Here is a 14,581-nt window from a genome sequence, read left to right on the forward strand (position 1 = left end):
CCGTGCGGCTTGTACTTGCCGCCCTTGTCGTGGTCGTCCTTGTCGTCCTTCTTCCAGTCGTCGGCCGTGACACCCGCGAGGGCGCCACCACCGGCGTGGACACCACCATGCGGCTTGTACTTGCCGCCCTTCTTCTCCGAGTCGTCCTTCTTCCAGTCGTCACCCGTCACACCGGCGAGCGCGCCGCCACCGGCGTGCACGCCACCGTGCGGCTTGTACTTGCCGCCCTTGTCGTGGTCGTCCTTGTCGTGGTCGTCCTTCTCCCACTTCTTGTCACTGGACGAGCTCTCCTTGCCGTGGTCGTCGGCGGGAGCGAGCGCGTAGGCGGCGGGAGCGGAGATCCCGAGGGCCGCGGTGACGGCGGCCGAGGCGAGCAGAATGCGGGCAGAGCGCATGGTGAAGCCTTTCCTTTCGCCGCGACTGCGTGACCCGGCACCGTGCCGGACCGTCGGATCGCAGTGGCGACGTGAATCACCGTCAGCCGGATCCCGCGCGCCCACCACCGGAGAGACGGGCATCCGGGTTACCGAGTGGGCTCCCTGAGTGATGTCCCCGGGATATTCACCCGGCCGACCGCACGACGCGCCGGGCCCAGGTTTGACGGTCCGTCGACTGCCCGAACAGCCCTCTCCGCGCGGGCGGCGGAACCGGCGGACCCCGGATTTCCACCGCCCGCGCGGGGGTGCTCAGTTCCGGCCGAGGAGGGCGTTCATGCGGGCGATCTCGGCGCTCTGGGAGGCGATGATGTCGCGGGCCATCGCGATCGCGGGCCCGTGGGCGCCGTCGGAACGCTCGGTCCGCGCCATCGCGACGGCGCCCTCGTGGTGCTCGACCATCAGCTCCAGGAAGGCGGTGTCGAACGCCTTCCCCGTCGCCTTCTCCAGGCCGGCCAGCTCCTCGGGCGTCATCATCCCGGCCGCTCCGTGCGCGCCGGAAGCGCCGTGGCCGGTGTGGCCGTTCGCGTCCTCGGCGGGGACCTGCTCGCCCCAGGCGGTCAGCCAGCCGGTGAGGGTCTTGATCTCCGGGCCCTGGGCCTTCCTGATCTCCACGGCCAGGGCCTTGACCTCGGGGGAACCGGCCCGGGTGCCGGCCAGGTCCGCCATGACGACGGCCTGCCGGTGGTGCGGGATCATCCCCTGTGCGAAGGCGACATCGGCGGCGTTGTGCCGGCCGGACGCGGACGGGGAGGCGGACGCGGGCGCCGAGGAGGTGGCGGCGGGGGCGTCGTGGCCGTTGTGTCCGGCCGGTGCGTCCTGGCCGCCGCAGGCGGCGAGGACGAGGGCGCAGGCCGTGGCGGCCGCCGCCCGGGCGGAGGCACGGCGGATCGTCGGACGGTATGTGGTCATGGTGGTGCTGCTCCTGTGGTGCGCACGGATGGGTACATGCCTCGCGGGGCGGCCCGGCCGGAGGACCGGGCGCGCCGGGGCGCCCCTATATGCGCAGGAGTTGGAGCCGGCTCAGTGAGGGCGGGGCGCGGGTCTCGCACGCCCCGGTGGCGGCGGTCGGCGGTTCGGCCGCCGTTGCCCGGCCGTCCGCTCCGACGAGCGGGAGGGCCGGGAGCACGGGCGCGGCGCCGAGGCCGCTCGCGGCGCAGGTCCGGTCGGCGTGGTCCACATGCCCGCCCGCCCCCGCGCCGTGGGCGTCCGCCGTGGCGGCACGGTCGTGGTGTGCGTCGCCGCTCACCGCGACGGGGTCGGCGTGGCCGGCGCCGGGTGACGGGTGCGACGGGTGCGCGGAGGGCTCGGTGGGCGCGGGAGACGGGTCCCGGTGCGGGCGCGGTGCGTGCTCCGTACCGCCGGCCGGTGTCGCGGACGCGCTGCCGGACAGGGTGTGCGGCGTGGCGAAGACGACGGTGCCGGAGGCGAGTCCGTGCATGGCGAGGACGCCCGCGAGCACGGCCAGGACGAGCAGCACACGCGCCCGCGCCCGGGAACTCCGGGTCCGCTGCGCGCTCTGCCGTCTCATGGGGGCATCCTAGGCACCCGCCTCGGCTGCCCCGTCCACCGCCCACCCCCTGCCGGACGTCAGCCCTCCTCGGTGGCGGGCAGCAGCCGCCCGGTGACCGCGTCCCAGTCGACGTGCGAGGACTCGGCGCCGCGCGGGACGAGGGCGAAGGTGCGGTCGAGCCAGCGGGAGAGCCCGGACCGGTCCACGACGAACAGGGCGTGCGCCCGGGGCGTTCCCAGGCGCAGATGGACGACGCCGTCCCGGCCGGGTCCGGGCACGGGGCGCAGCCGTACCTCGCCGGTACCGCTCAGCACCCGCACACCCCGGACCAGCAGATCGCGCGCCATGAACCAGGTGACCGGCGGGAGGCCGGGACGCCGGAACTCGACGCGTGCCGCGAAGGGGTCGTCCGCCGTGTAGCGGAAGACCGCCTCGACCGGGGCGCTCCCGGCGGGGTGGATCTGCTGGACGTGGGTCTGCCAGTCCGCCGCGCGCTGTGCGCGGGGCGCCGTGTGCCAGTCGTCTGCCATGGGTCCCCTTGCCCCTCGGTCCGTCGCGCGCGCCCGGTCACGGCAGGCGCGTCCGTCCCTGTCGGTTTACCGCCCGGGGCGGGCTCATCCCCCGGAAACGTGCGGATTCGGTGATTCCGGGGACACACTCCGGGCACATCCGTGCCGGCGCCGCTCCCGCCGGGATCATGCGGGCCGGCGCGGAAGAGGCCGGATGTGGCGGGGTTCTGGCCGGAAGCGACCCTTCCGATTGCACATACATGTCAAGGTTGTTGACACTCCGTCAACGACCTTGTCCTGCACATGCCCGCGCTTGAAGCTCGACTCCAGCCGAGAGCGGCACCCCTCGCTCGAAGCCGTGTACGCGACACCGCGTGCACCCCCCACAGCATGTGCCGCACTCCGGCACGCGCTGCCCAGAGGAGGCTCACTCGCCATGGCACGACTGCGCAGCAGGAAGGCCCCTACCGTCGCCGTCACCGCGCTGACGGCCGCCGCTCTCGTCGGCGGACTCACGGCGCTCCCGGCCCAGGCAGCCCCGGCCCCCGCCGAGGGCACGGTCCTCGCCGCCGGTTCCCCCACCGCCGTCGAGGACAGCTACATCGTCACGCTCACCGAGGGCGCCGGCTTCACGGCCGCCTCCGCCCGCGGCAGGAACCTCGTCCGCGAGTACGGCGGGACGGTGAAGAAGACCTTCGGGCACGCGCTCAACGGCTGGACGGCCGAGCTGTCCGCCGCCGAGGCCCGCAGACTCGCGGCCGACCCGGCGGTGGCCTCCGTCGAGCAGAACCAGACCGTGCGGGTCGGCGCGACCCAGACCAACGCCCCCTGGGGCCTGGACCGCATCGACCAGACCTCACTGCCGCTCTCCGGCACATACACCTACCCGGACTCGGCGGGCAGCGGGGTGACCGCGTACGTCATCGACACCGGGGTGCGCATCTCGCACTCCCAGATCAGCGGACGGGCCGTCAACGGCTACGACGCGGTGGACGGCGACAACGTCGCCCAGGACGGCAACGGCCACGGCACGCACGTCGCCACCACCATCGCGGGCTCGACCTACGGCGTCGCCAAGAAGGCGAAGATCGTGGCGGTGCGGGTCCTGAACAACTCCGGCTCGGGCACCACCGCGGGCGTCATCGCGGGCATCGACTGGGTGACGGCGAACCACTCCGGACCCTCGGTCGCCAACCTCTCCCTCGGCGGCGGGGTCTCCACCACCCTGGACGCGGCCGTGCGGCGCTCCATCACGAGCGGGGTGACCTACGCGGTCGCGGCCGGCAACAGCAACGCCAACGCCTCCTCGTTCTCCCCGGCGCGGGTCACCGAGGCGATCACCGTCGGCGCGACCACCAGCACCGACGCGCGGGCGAGCTACTCCAACCACGGCGCCGTCCTGGACCTCTTCGCCCCCGGCTCGTCCATCACGGCGGGCTGGCACACCAGCGACACCGCGACCACCACCATCTCCGGGACCTCGATGGCCACGCCGCACGTGGCGGGCGCGGCGGCGGTCTACCTGGCCAACCACACCTCGGCCACCCCGGCCCAGGTCGCCACGGCCCTGGTGAACGGCTCCACCCCGGGCAAGGTGACGAACCCGGGCTCCGGCTCCCCGAACCGACTGCTGAAGCTCGTGCCGTAGGCACCGGACAAGCCGGTGCCGCAGGCATCGGACAACGGGCCACGGCTCGGCACCGGCCCGCTCGGGGGCGCGATCCGCGTCCCCGGGCGGGCCACCGCCGCGGTCGGCGGTCTCAGCCCTGCTCGGCGGGCCCGACCGGTTCGCCGGTGAGGCGCTCCCGGGAGAAGGGCGCCGCCTCGGACACGGCGCGGTCGACGTACTTGGGCACGTCGTGGAAGTCCATGTGCGTACCGCCCTCGACGATCACCAGCTGCTTCGGGCAGCGCGCCCGCTACGACGACTGGGCGGGCGGGGCCCGCGACTGCGTCGCCTATCTGCGGATGCACACCGCGCACCACCCGGACGACCCGCGCCTGCGCGGACTCCTGGCCCGGATGGCCCCGCACGGCGACTTCCCGCGCTGGTGGCAGGCGCGCGAGGTCGCCGTCCAGGGCACCGGGCACAAGGTGTTCCACCACCCGGTGGCCGGCACCCCCGTGCTGGACCGGGACACCCTGACCAGTTCCACCGCCCCCGGGCAGCACATCGTCGTGTGGACCGCGCAGCCCGGCAGCCCGTCGGCGCGGGGTCTGCGCCGGCTCGCGGCGGACGCGTCCGCCCACGCGTCCCCGGCGCCCGCCGCGCACGGCTGAGCCGGAACCACCCGGAGACCCCCGCCGGTGGCCCGGGCGGTGGCCGAACCCCTCGCACGACCGTCCTCAGGCGCGCCCGGTCCGGCTACGATCGATCACCGACGGACGGCGCCCCCGACGGACCCGGCGAACAGGGGACGAACAGGGCGCCGACACAGAGGCGGAGAGAGGTCCCTTGTTCTACTACGTGCTCAAGTACGTGCTCCTGGGGCCGCTGCTCCGGCTGTTGTTCCGCCCCAGGATCGAGGGGCTGGAGCACGTTCCGGCGGAGGGCGCGGCGATCATCGCGGGCAACCATCTGTCGTTCTCGGACCACTTCCTGATGCCGGCGATCCTCAAGCGGCGCATCACCTTCCTCGCCAAGGCGGAGTACTTCACCGGCCCCGGCGTGAAGGGCCGGCTGACCGCCGCGTTCTTCCGCAGCGCGGGGCAGATCCCGGTGGACCGCTCGGGCAAGGAGGCCGGGCAGGCGGCGATCCGCGAGGGGCTGGGGGTGCTGACGAAGGACGAGTTGCTCGGCATCTACCCGGAGGGCACCCGCTCCCACGACGGCCGGCTCTACAAGGGCAAGGTCGGGGTGGCGGTGATGGCGCTCAGGGCGGGCGTGCCGGTGGTGCCGTGCGCGATGGTGGGCACCTTCGAGATCCAGCCGCCCGGGCAGGTGCTGCCGAAGATCAAGCGGGTCACGGTCCGCTTCGGCGAGCCGCTGGACTTCTCCCGGTACGAGGGGATGGAGAACGAGAAGGCGGTCATCCGGGCGGTCACGGACGAGATCATGTACGCGATCCTCGACCTCTCCGGCCAGGAGTACGTGGACCGTTACGCGGCCGAGGTGAAGGCCGAGGAGCAGGAGCGCGAGCGGCAGCAGAGGCCCCGCCGCTTCCCGGGGCGCGGCACACGCTGACCCGGGGAACCGGGCGGGTACGGGGGAGGTGAGGAACGGGTGGTCCCGGTGGAGGCGGGTGCTGTCCCGGTCCCAGGTCCGCCAGTCCGTCGGCCCCTTGGCGTCCGCGCACTCGACGGCCGTGTAGACCGCGTTGCCGTTCTCGGCGGCGATGTTGCCCGCCGTGTCGGAGAGGTCGGGCGCGGACGCGTCCACCAGGGCCCGGGGGTCACCGGCGAGGTGGGCGCTCCACGCCTGGGATCGGTGACGGTCGGAATCCCGGGGATCCGTTCGCGGCACCTTCCCCGACAACAGGTCGCACAGACGTTCTTTACCGAACCCATACCGGTGAGGCACGCCCGCTCAGCGGTGCACGCCGTGCTTCCGCGCCGGGTCCCCGCGCGGGGGTCAGGCGCCATCACACGTCCGAAGACCCGCAGGTCCAGGGCCAGGTCCCCGCGCGCGGGGGTCAGGCGTTGGAGCGTGGTGAGAGGTGCGCCAGTGCCTCGTCCAGGACCGCGCGGAGCGCCCGCGCGTCCTCGGCGACGGCGGTGACGAGGGCTCCCGGGCCGGCCAGCGGTGCCAGGACCGCCGTGGGGCCGAGCTGCCGCACACCGGGCGGCTCCTTCTCGAACTCCGGGTCGACGACGAGGAGTTGCCCGGTGGCCCGGTGCCCACCGAGGACGGCGGGCCCGTCCCAGCCGCCCGGGGCGCCGGGCCCGCAGCGCAACTCCCCGTCGAACAGCGGGCGTCCGGCGCGGTGGACGGTCAGCCGGGTGGCGAGGGTGCCGGGCTCCTCCCCGTGCCGGCCGAGGATCTGCTCCTCGCGCAGGACCAGGCGGGCCCCGGCGGCCAGGTCGACCCGGGTGCGCATCCGCAGGTCGCTGCCGCGTACCGCGATCAACTGCTCGGGCAGCCACCGCAGTTCGGCGTCCTCGCCGACGGTCAGGCGCACCTCGTAGTGGGCCGGTTCCGGCACCCGGCCGGGGAGGGAGAGGGTCGCGGCGGCGGAGTCCACGGTGAGCCGGGTCCCGTCCCGCACTTCGGCCTCGATCGCGAGCCGGTCGCCGCCGAGGGGCGCGCTCATGGCGCCGACGACGGTGACCCGCAGGCCCGGTCCGTCGGAGCGGGTGCGGCGCAGGGCGAGCGGGCCCTCACCGGTCAGGACGGGCAGGCCGGTGCGGTCGGCGACGATACGGGCGGTGGCGTGGATTCCCATGGGAGCGGCTCGGACCGGCGGCCGGCTCAGGCGGCGGTCCAGTCGGCGAGCCGGGCCCGGACCCAGTCGGCGACGGGGCCGACGCCGGGCTCCTCGCGCAGGGAGGTGAACAGGACGGGCAGGTCGCCGCGCTGCTCCTTGGCGTCCCGCGCCATCCGGCCGAGGTCGGAGCCGACGTACGGCGCGAGGTCGGTCTTGTTGACGATGAGCAGGTCGGCGGTGGTGACGCCGGGGCCGCCCTTGCGGGGGATGTCGTCGCCGCCCGCGACGTCGATGACGAAGATCTGCGCGTCGACCAGGCCCTTGGAGAAGGTGGCGGTGAGGTTGTCGCCGCCGGACTCGACGAGGACGAGGTCGAGTGGGCCGACCGCGTCCTCCAGGTCCTCCACCGCCTCCAGGTTGGCGGAGATGTCGTCGCGGATGGCGGTGTGGGGGCAGGCGCCGGTCTCGACGGCCTGGATGCGCTCGGGCGGGAGGACGGCGTTGCGGAGCAGGAACTCGGCGTCCTCGCGGGTGTAGATGTCGTTGGTGACGACGGCGAGGGAGAGGGTGTCGCGCAGGGCGGCGCAGAGGGCGGCGACGGTGGCGGTCTTGCCGGAGCCGACGGGTCCGCCGAGGCCGATGCGCAGGGCGCGGCGGGTGCCGTCGGGGCGGTGGGCGTCGGCGCCGACCGCGGGCGGTCCGTCGTGGTGGTGGCCGAGATGCATGGGGGTCGTCCTCGTTCCGGGGTGGTCGGGCGTGGTGACGGGCTGGGTCCGCGGCGGGTCAGGAGGCGAAGAGGCGTACCGGCCAGCCGGCGTGCTGTTCGGCGGTGATGTCCAGCAGCGGGGCGGAGACCGCGGGCAGGTCGTCGACCCCGCCCCCGGCCGCCGAGGCGGCCCGCTCGGCGACCGCGTCCATCTCGGGTGCGAGCCGCGCCAGGACGGCGGTCGCCCGGAACGGGTCGAGGCTCAGCAGCCGTACCGCGGCGGTCGCCGGGCCGCTGACCGTCTCGTACACCGCGCAGTACGCGGCGTCGAGCGGCCCGAGCCCGGCCGCGCGGGCCGCTGTGCCGAGGACGACGGGCTGGTGCGCGCCGCGCGGGAACGCGGCGGCCAGGGCGTCGAGTTCGGGTCCGGGCCAGGCCGCCCGCGCGGCGCGCATCAACTGCCGGCCGAGCTTGCGGGCGGCGGCGCGTAGCGCGGGTGAGGGGGTGCGGGCGTCGGCGGCGGCGTCCAGCAGCCGCGGGTCGTGTCCGTGGGCGGCCGCGGCGGCGAGGGCGGCGGAGGTGAGCCCGGTGGTGTGCAGGCGGCCCCGGCAGAACTCGGCCAGCCCGGCGGTGTCCCGGACCCGGCCCGCCTGCACGGCCGCCTCGACGCCGCCGGAGTGGGCGTGGCCCCCGGCGGGGAACCGCCCGTCGGCGAGCACCAGCAGCGCGGCGCGGCCGGGAGCGGTCTGGGGGTTCGTGGCCATCAGAAGAGGAAGTACCGCTGGGCCATGGGCAGTTCGGCGGCCGGCGCGGGCTCGATCGCCTCCCCGTCGACGGTGACGGTGAAGGTGTCCGCGTCCACCTCGACGCGTGGCAGGGCGTCGTTCTCCCGCATGTCGGCCTTGGTGACCCGGCGGGTGCTGCGGATCGGGACGAACTCCTTGGCGAGGCCGAGGCGTCCGGGCAGGTCGTCCTCGATGGCGCTGCGGGTGACGAAGTTGAACGAGCCGTGGGCGGCGGCCTTCCCGAGGGCACCGAACATCGGGCGCGGCAGCACCGGTTGGGGGGTGGGGATGGAGGCGTTGGCGTCGCCCATCTGCGCGTAGGCGATCTGGCCGCCCTTGAGGACGAGTTGGGGCTTCACGCCGAAGAACGCGGGCTCCCACAGGACCAGATCGGCGAGCTTTCCGGGCTCCACGGAGCCGATCTCGTGGTCCAGGCCCTGGGCGACGGCCGGGTTGACGGTGTATTTGGCGACATAGCGACGGGCCCGGTGGTTGTCGGCGCGGCCGTCGCCGGGGAGGGTGCCGCGCCGCCGCTTCATGGCGTGCGCGGTCTGCCAGGTGCGCAGGACCACCTCGCCGATCCGTCCCATGGCCTGGGAGTCGGAAGAGATGATCGAGATGGCGCCGAGGTCGTGGAGGACGTCCTCGGCGGCGATCGTGGAGGGTCGGATCCGGGATTCGGCGAAGGCGAGGTCCTCGGGCACGGAGGGGTTGAGGTGGTGGCAGACCATCAGCATGTCGAGGTGTTCCTCGATGGTGTTGACGGTGTGCGGCCGGGTGGGGTTGGTGGAGCTGGGCAGCACGTACGGCTCGGAGACCACGGTGATGATGTCCGGCGCGTGGCCGCCGCCCGCGCCCTCGGTGTGGTACGCGTGGACGGTGCGTCCGCCGATGGCGGCGAGGGTGTCGCCGACGAACCCCGCCTCGTTGAGGGTGTCGGTGTGGATCGCGAGCTGGGCTCCGGTGTCGTCGCAGACGCCGAGGCAGGCGTCGATCACGGCGGGCGTCGCGCCCCAGTCCTCGTGGATCTTGAACCCGAGAGCGCCGCCGCGCAGTTGGGCGTGCATCGCCTCGCGGGACATGGTGTTGCCCTTGCCGAGGAGCCCGATGTTGACGGGGTACGCCTCCAGCGCCTCGAACATCCGGGCCATGTGCCAGGAGCCGGGGGTGACGGTGGTCGCCTTGGTGCCCTCGGCCGGGCCGGTGCCGCCGCCGACGAGGGTGGTGACGCCGGTCGCGAGGGCCTGTTCGACGACGGTGGGCGAGATGAAGTGGACATGGGCGTCGACGGCGCCCGCGGTGACGATCTTCCCGTTCCCGGCGATGATCTCGGTCTCGGGCCCGATGACCAGGTCCGGGTGGACGCCGTCCATGGTGTCGGGGTTACCGGCCTTGCCCAGGGCGGTGATCCGGCCGTCGCGGATGCCGATGTCGGCCTTGACGACGCCCCAGTGGTCGATGACGACGGCGCCGGTGATCACGGTGTCGGGGGCGCCTTCGGCGCGGGTGGTCCGCGACTGGCCCATGGACTCGCGGATCACCTTGCCGCCGCCGAACACGGCCTCGTCCCCGGCGCGTCCGGGTCCGCCGCTGCGGTCCTCCTCGATCTCCACGAGGAGGTCGGTGTCGGCGAGGCGGATGCGGTCGCCGGTGGTGGGTCCGTAGAGGCCGGCGTAGGCGGCGCGGCTCAGTCCGGTCGTCTCGGGCGTCTCGGTCGTCTCAGTCATCGAGGGGGCCTCCGGTCTCGCCGCGCAGCCCGGCGACGACCCGCCGGCCGCGCAGGGGCACGAGGTCGACGTCCACGGGGATGCCGGGTTCGAAGCGGACCGAGGTGCCCGCGGGGACGGCGAGCCGCATCCCGCGGGCGGCGGCCCGGTCGAAGTCGAGGCCCGGGTTGGCCTCGGCGAAGTGGTAGTGCGAGCCGACCTGCACGGGCCGGTCGGCGGCGTTGACGACGGTGACGCGGACGGGCTCGGCGCCTGCGTTGAGCGGGATCGGCCCGTCGCCGAAGAGGACCTCACCGGGGATCATGCGCCCGCCCCTCAGACGATCGGGTCGTGGACGGTCACGAGCTTGGTCCCGTCCGGGAAGGTGGCCTCGACCTGCACGTCGCGGATCATCTCGGGGATCCCGGCCATCACGTCGTCCCGGCTGAGCACCTTCCGCCCGGACGCCATCAGCTCGGCGACGGTCCGCCCGTCGCGGGCGCCTTCGAGGATGTGCGAGGTGATCAGCGCGACGGACTCGGGGTGGTTGAGCTTCACCCCACGCGCCCGGCGCTTCTCGGCGACATCGGCCGCCACATGGATGAGCAGCCGCTCCTGCTCGTGCGGGGAGAGTTGCACGCGTCCACCTCACTGTCGTCCGGCCCTCGGGCGTCTGGACCCTAACCCCGCCCACCACGGCGTTGACCGAGGCGCGGGCATCTCACGACCAGGGGTTGAACGTTAGGGCGGAAGTTTTTCCGTCGCGTTAACTGACCTTGGGCGGGGGCGGGGGATTCGCGGTCGCGGGGGCGTGGGGGGCGTGCGCCGGGGGTGGGGGGCGTCGTATACGGCGGGGTGTCCTCGCCGTCAGGCGCCGACCGCCGAGAAGCCGCCGTCGACGTGCAGTACCTGTCCGGTGACGGCGCGGGCCGCGTCACTCAGCAGAAAGGCGACCACATCGGCCACAGGGCGTGCGTCCGAGGTGTCCCAGTGGATCAAGGGCACGCTGCCATTACCGACCACCGTCCCGTTCCTCATCGAGGCTCTTTCGCGGAGGCTGGGACGACGGGTCACTCCGCGAGATGCCGGGCTCCCGGAGACGGAAGGGGATACCGACAAGGCGTCAACCGGGCTTACTGTCGAAGGTGATCCGGTGGAAGCACTGGAGAGCCTGGGGAGGGCCGATATCGAACGTCGCGCGTTTCTCACATCCGCCGCCTACTCGGTCGCCGCAGCCGCCCTCCCCCTCGGAGTGGCAGGGGAATACGCCCAGCGCACCGCGCACACCCTGGCCGGCCGCAGGGCCGGTGCCCCGGAAGTCGAAGCCGTCCAGGACATGACCCGCATGTTCACCGCCATCGACGAGCGCCACGGCGGGCAGCACGGCCGCGAAACCGTTGTCACTTATCTGACCAGGGACGTTCTGAGCCTTTGCCGCGCCCGCGCTCTCGCGGAAACCGGGCAGATCACGGCGGCCCGCGCCCAGGCGGCCGCCGCCCGGGAGCTTGCCCACGCCGGGACGACTGACGAACTCAGGGGCTGGGCCTCGATGTGGGGAACGCCGGTGGGCGCCGTCGACGCGCACACCGCCAGGATCTACACAGCAGTCGGCGACTGGGCAGCCGCACAACGCCACCATGCCGCAGCCCGCAGGAGGTACGGCCGCGACCGACACCGCCGCATCGCGGCACTCTCCGCAGCCGCTGAAGGTCACGCACTGCTGCGACAGGGACAGATCGAGGCCGCCTGCACAACCTGGAACCAGGCCCTGGACGACATGTCCGGGATCGGCTCCTCGCGGACCGTCGCCGCCGTCAGAAGCATCCGCCGCGACCTCGCGCAGTTCACCCGACGCGGCGCCCGGCCTGCCCTGGCCCTGGAGGACCGCGCCCGCCACTGGCTCGCCGACATCGCCTGACTACAGCCCCGGGGTCTGCGCGCGCCCGTACGGGCTGATTTCCGGATACCGGCCGGCACCCCCAGGAACTCGGCCAACGGCCGCAGGCCGGGCGGGTGGTTGGGCAGGGCCCACAGGTCGCGGACGATCGCGACGGCCAGGGTGTGGTGCCGCATCCCCGTACGCTGCCCCGCCCTCGCGAACGGCTGGGTCGCCACGGCCCGAACGCCACAGCGCCGCCCCGCCCTCCCGTCAGCGCCGGCGCTCTTCCGGTGGGCGGTGTTCGGCCGCCAGGCCGAAGCGGGGGCGTTCGCCCGCGGCGGACGGGGTGGGGCCGTAGGTGGAGACGGAGGTGATCACCTCGTCCTCGTCCGCCGGGGCCTCCAGTCGTTCCAGGTCGGCGGCGGAGACCAGGGCCACGAGGGGTTTTCCGTGGCGGGTCACGACGACGCGTTCGCCGCCGTAGACGACGCGGTTGATCAGATCGGCGAGCTCTGCGCGGGCTTGCGTCACCGGAATCTCGTAGGCCATGCTGCCCATCATAACGGCCTGTACGTCCTGTACATTTTTTACAGATGGGTCGGCGACGGCCCGACGGTTCCAGGGAAGAGGTATGCCATGCACCGCCCCGCAGCCCGCCATGTCCTCCCGGAGTTCACCGAGCGCACGAGCCTCGGGAGCAGGACGACGGATCCGTACTCCAAGCTGCTCGGGGAGCGGATCGTGATGCTCGGCACGGTGGTCGACGACACGGCCGCCAACGACGTCGTGGCCCAGCTGCTGTACCTGGAGTACGCGGCGTCCGAGCAGGACATCGCGCTGTACATCAACTCCCCCGGCGGGCCGATCAGCGCCATGACCGCGATCTACGACACCCTGACGACGATCACCTGCGACGTCGCCACCACCTGCATCGGGCAGGCCGCTTCCACCGCCGCCGTGCTGCTCGCCGCCGGGGCGCCGGGCAAGCGGACCGCGCTGCCGGGGGCGCGGATCGTGGTGCGGCAGCCCGCGACGGACGAGCCGGTGCGCGGGATGCCGTCCGATCTGGAGATCCACGCCGCCGAACTGCTGCGCCTGCGCGAGCAGATGGCCGCGATGCTGGTGCGGCACACCGGCCGGGACGCCGAGCGGATCGCCGCCGATCTGGAGCGGGACGTCTTCCTCGACGCCGAGGGGGCCCGCGCGTACGGGCTGGTGGACCACCTGGTCACCAACCGGCGGACGCCGTGAGCGGTGTGCTGCCACCGGAGTTGCCGCCGCTGCCCGCCCTCACCCGCGCCGAAGCCGCGTTCGTGGACGGCTATCTCGGCGTGGTCGACCAGCTCGGGAGGATCAACCCGGCCCGGGCGGACCGCACCTATGGCGCGCTGCGCGCCGCGCAGGCCCTGGTGGCACGGGCCACGGCGCTGCGCGACGCGCTCGCCCTGATGCACGAGCACGGCGAGCACGAGGTCTACGCGGAGACCCTCGCGCGGGCGCTGCGCCTGCTGGACGGTGAACGGCGGGCCAACCGCGTGACCCTGCCGCCCCCTTCGGCCCCGTGAGCGGTGCCGGTATCGGTGCCGGCGGTGCCGGTAGCGGTGCCGAACGCGCCTCCGGGGGCGTCCGGGAACGGATCTGACGGGCGTTCCGCTGCTGTCAACCGCCAACGCGGTCACGGCGTTCCTCCCCCGTTCGGTGGAGCCACGGCGAAAATGTCGCCCTCCTCCGCACTTGCCGAGGCCGTTCCACCGATTTGGACGAATCGACGGTTTCGATGCTGGTACGACGATGATTCCGCCACCCCCGAGCGGGTCAACCCACCGCTTCGTCCACCCGAACAGGCCATCAGCCGCGGAATTCACAACGGCCGTTTCAGCTCGGATTTCCGGCACGCGTGGGTCAGGATCCGTGGGACGACAAGCCCCCGCCACCACGGCGGGGCGGTCCGGGCGGACGCTGAGTCCTGCCGCCGCACCGGATGTCTGGTCGACAGAAGTGCATTCGGCAGGAGTGGAGGGCCCAGCAGTACGGGCGATCCGGTGATCCCGGGCCGCTCCTTGGGGTGAAGCCGCTTCGGCGGCCGGGCGTCTTCGCCGGTCCGAACCCGACAGGTCACCCTTCTCAAGCGGCTGACGAAGGGTTGCGCATGACCGCGCAGTTGCACTTTCCGTTCCCGTTCTCGTTCTCGCGTACGGGCGTCGTCTCGGCGCTGACCGTCGCCGCCGTCGGCGGCTCCCTCCTTCTCCCGGGCGCGGCGCCGGAGGCACAGGCCGCCAGCAGCCACGCGGGCAAGGCACTCCAGGTGGCGGCCTCCAAGAAGGGGGCGCCGTACAGATACGGGGCCACCGGGCCGCACCGTTTCGACTGTTCCGGGCTGACGCTCTATTCGTACAAGAAGGCGGGCAAGTCCCTGCCGCGCACGGCCCAGCAGCAGTACAACCGCACCAAACGCGTCTCGTCGGACAACCGGAAACACGGGGACCTGGTGTTCTTCCATTCCGGGGGGTCCGTCTACCACGTCGGGATCTACGCGGGCAGCGGCCGGATCTGGCACTCGCCGAAAACCGGCGACGTGGTCCGACTCGCCCAGCAGCAGATGCAGGACGTTGACGGTGTGCGTGGCGAACGGGTCGCCCGGTATCCAGTGCAGGGGCGTGTCCGCCCACTCGAAGGAGACCTTGC

At 73.2% G+C, this 14,581-nt stretch carries 17 protein-coding genes and 4 pseudogenes; 7 read left to right on the plus strand and 14 right to left on the minus strand.

Translation table 11 applies throughout. The features are described 5' to 3' along the window. The 4 genes and pseudogenes from ABZ457_RS24855 to ABZ457_RS24870 all read right to left on the minus strand — a co-directional run. Positions 1 to 395 (minus strand): annotated as a pseudogene (locus ABZ457_RS24855) (hypothetical protein); the annotation flags it as partial. Between the two features lie 291 nt (positions 396 to 686). Then, positions 687 to 1,346, minus strand: coding sequence for a DUF305 domain-containing protein (locus tag ABZ457_RS24860; protein ID WP_359161155.1), 660 nt, complete (start codon positions 1,344 to 1,346; stop codon positions 687 to 689). 85 nt (positions 1,347 to 1,431) lie between these two features. Then, positions 1,432 to 1,965 carry a DUF6153 family protein gene (locus ABZ457_RS24865; protein ID WP_359161158.1) on the minus strand — a complete coding sequence of 178 codons (534 nt, stop codon included), beginning with the start codon at positions 1,963 to 1,965 and terminating at the stop codon, positions 1,432 to 1,434. A 59-nt stretch (positions 1,966 to 2,024) separates the two neighbouring features. Next, on the minus strand, positions 2,025 to 2,477 hold the full coding sequence (locus ABZ457_RS24870; RefSeq protein ID WP_359161160.1) for an SsgA family sporulation/cell division regulator: 453 nt from the start codon (positions 2,475 to 2,477) through the stop codon (positions 2,025 to 2,027). 415 nt (positions 2,478 to 2,892) lie between these two features. Here ABZ457_RS24870 and ABZ457_RS24875 point away from each other — a divergent pair, with 415 nt between their 5' ends. The 3 genes from ABZ457_RS24875 to ABZ457_RS24885 all read left to right on the plus strand — a co-directional run bounded on the left by ABZ457_RS24875 (position 2,893) and on the right by ABZ457_RS24885 (position 5,640). Beyond that, positions 2,893 to 4,104 carry a S8 family peptidase gene (locus ABZ457_RS24875; RefSeq protein WP_359161162.1) on the plus strand — a complete coding sequence of 404 codons (1,212 nt, stop codon included), beginning with the start codon at positions 2,893 to 2,895 and terminating at the stop codon, positions 4,102 to 4,104. 221 nt (positions 4,105 to 4,325) lie between these two features. Further along, the gene (locus ABZ457_RS24880; protein WP_359161165.1) at positions 4,326 to 4,736 is read left to right on the plus strand and encodes a hypothetical protein; all 411 of its coding nucleotides are present in this window, start codon (positions 4,326 to 4,328) and stop codon (positions 4,734 to 4,736) included. Positions 4,737 to 4,911: 175 nt separating this feature from the next. Continuing rightward, positions 4,912 to 5,640 (plus strand): lysophospholipid acyltransferase family protein, encoded by a 729-nt coding sequence (locus ABZ457_RS24885; protein ID WP_359161167.1) that lies wholly within the window; start codon positions 4,912 to 4,914, stop codon positions 5,638 to 5,640. A gap of 27 nt (positions 5,641 to 5,667) precedes the next feature. Here ABZ457_RS24885 and ABZ457_RS24890 read toward each other — a convergent pair. The 8 genes and pseudogenes from ABZ457_RS24890 to ABZ457_RS24925 form a co-directional block, all read right to left on the minus strand. Next, positions 5,668 to 5,880: pseudogene (locus ABZ457_RS24890) on the minus strand (alpha/beta hydrolase); the annotation flags it as partial. A gap of 208 nt (positions 5,881 to 6,088) precedes the next feature. Next, on the minus strand, positions 6,089 to 6,838 hold the full coding sequence (locus ABZ457_RS24895) for an urease accessory protein UreD (protein WP_359161169.1): 750 nt from the start codon (positions 6,836 to 6,838) through the stop codon (positions 6,089 to 6,091). Positions 6,839 to 6,864: 26 nt separating this feature from the next. Continuing rightward, positions 6,865 to 7,545: an urease accessory protein UreG gene (gene ureG / locus ABZ457_RS24900; RefSeq protein WP_359161172.1), complete on the minus strand. Its 681-nt coding sequence runs from the start codon at positions 7,543 to 7,545 to the stop codon at positions 6,865 to 6,867. A gap of 58 nt (positions 7,546 to 7,603) precedes the next feature. Then, a complete protein-coding gene (locus ABZ457_RS24905) occupies positions 7,604 to 8,290 on the minus strand; it encodes an urease accessory UreF family protein (RefSeq protein ID WP_359161175.1) in 687 nt (228 codons plus the stop codon). Further along, on the minus strand, positions 8,290 to 10,038 hold the full coding sequence (locus ABZ457_RS24910; RefSeq protein WP_359161178.1) for an urease subunit alpha: 1,749 nt from the start codon (positions 10,036 to 10,038) through the stop codon (positions 8,290 to 8,292). Before ABZ457_RS24910 ends, ABZ457_RS24905 begins: the two co-directional genes overlap by 1 nt. Next, the gene (locus ABZ457_RS24915) at positions 10,031 to 10,342 is read right to left on the minus strand and encodes an urease subunit beta (RefSeq protein ID WP_359161181.1); all 312 of its coding nucleotides are present in this window, start codon (positions 10,340 to 10,342) and stop codon (positions 10,031 to 10,033) included. The genes ABZ457_RS24910 and ABZ457_RS24915 overlap by 8 nt, the downstream gene beginning before the upstream one ends. Positions 10,343 to 10,353: 11 nt before the next feature. Further along, complete coding sequence (locus tag ABZ457_RS24920; RefSeq protein ID WP_359161183.1) at positions 10,354 to 10,656, minus strand: urease subunit gamma; 303 nt, start codon at positions 10,654 to 10,656, stop codon at positions 10,354 to 10,356. A 228-nt stretch (positions 10,657 to 10,884) separates the two neighbouring features. Continuing rightward, positions 10,885 to 11,055 carry an SDR family oxidoreductase gene (locus ABZ457_RS24925; protein ID WP_359161186.1) on the minus strand — a complete coding sequence of 57 codons (171 nt, stop codon included), beginning with the start codon at positions 11,053 to 11,055 and terminating at the stop codon, positions 10,885 to 10,887. A gap of 115 nt (positions 11,056 to 11,170) precedes the next feature. On the opposite strand from ABZ457_RS24925, the gene ABZ457_RS24930 reads away from it, so the two are divergent. Next, the gene (locus ABZ457_RS24930) at positions 11,171 to 11,935 is read left to right on the plus strand and encodes a hypothetical protein (RefSeq protein ID WP_359161201.1); all 765 of its coding nucleotides are present in this window, start codon (positions 11,171 to 11,173) and stop codon (positions 11,933 to 11,935) included. Between the two features lie 231 nt (positions 11,936 to 12,166). On the opposite strand, the gene ABZ457_RS24935 is transcribed toward ABZ457_RS24930, so the two are convergent. Beyond that, a complete protein-coding gene (locus tag ABZ457_RS24935; protein WP_359161189.1) occupies positions 12,167 to 12,445 on the minus strand; it encodes a type II toxin-antitoxin system Phd/YefM family antitoxin in 279 nt (92 codons plus the stop codon). A gap of 87 nt (positions 12,446 to 12,532) precedes the next feature. Between ABZ457_RS24935 and ABZ457_RS24940 the strand changes: the two genes are divergently transcribed. From ABZ457_RS24940 to ABZ457_RS24950, 3 genes and pseudogenes are all read left to right on the plus strand, one after another. Beyond that, a complete protein-coding gene (locus ABZ457_RS24940; RefSeq protein ID WP_359161192.1) occupies positions 12,533 to 13,147 on the plus strand; it encodes an ATP-dependent Clp protease proteolytic subunit in 615 nt (204 codons plus the stop codon). Positions 13,148 to 13,152: 5 nt separating this feature from the next. After that, a complete protein-coding gene (locus ABZ457_RS24945; RefSeq protein WP_359161198.1) occupies positions 13,153 to 13,461 on the plus strand; it encodes a hypothetical protein in 309 nt (102 codons plus the stop codon). Positions 13,462 to 14,045: 584 nt separating this feature from the next. Then, positions 14,046 to 14,483, plus strand: a pseudogene (locus ABZ457_RS24950) (C40 family peptidase); the annotation flags it as partial. Here ABZ457_RS24950 and ABZ457_RS24955 read toward each other — a convergent pair. After that, positions 14,451 to 14,581, minus strand: a pseudogene (locus ABZ457_RS24955) (metal-dependent hydrolase); the annotation flags it as partial. The pseudogenes ABZ457_RS24950 and ABZ457_RS24955 sit on opposite strands and share 33 nt — an antisense overlap.

Source organism: Streptomyces sp. NPDC005805 (assembly GCF_040630445.1).
Taxonomy (GTDB): Bacteria; Actinomycetota; Actinomycetes; order Streptomycetales; family Streptomycetaceae; genus Streptomyces.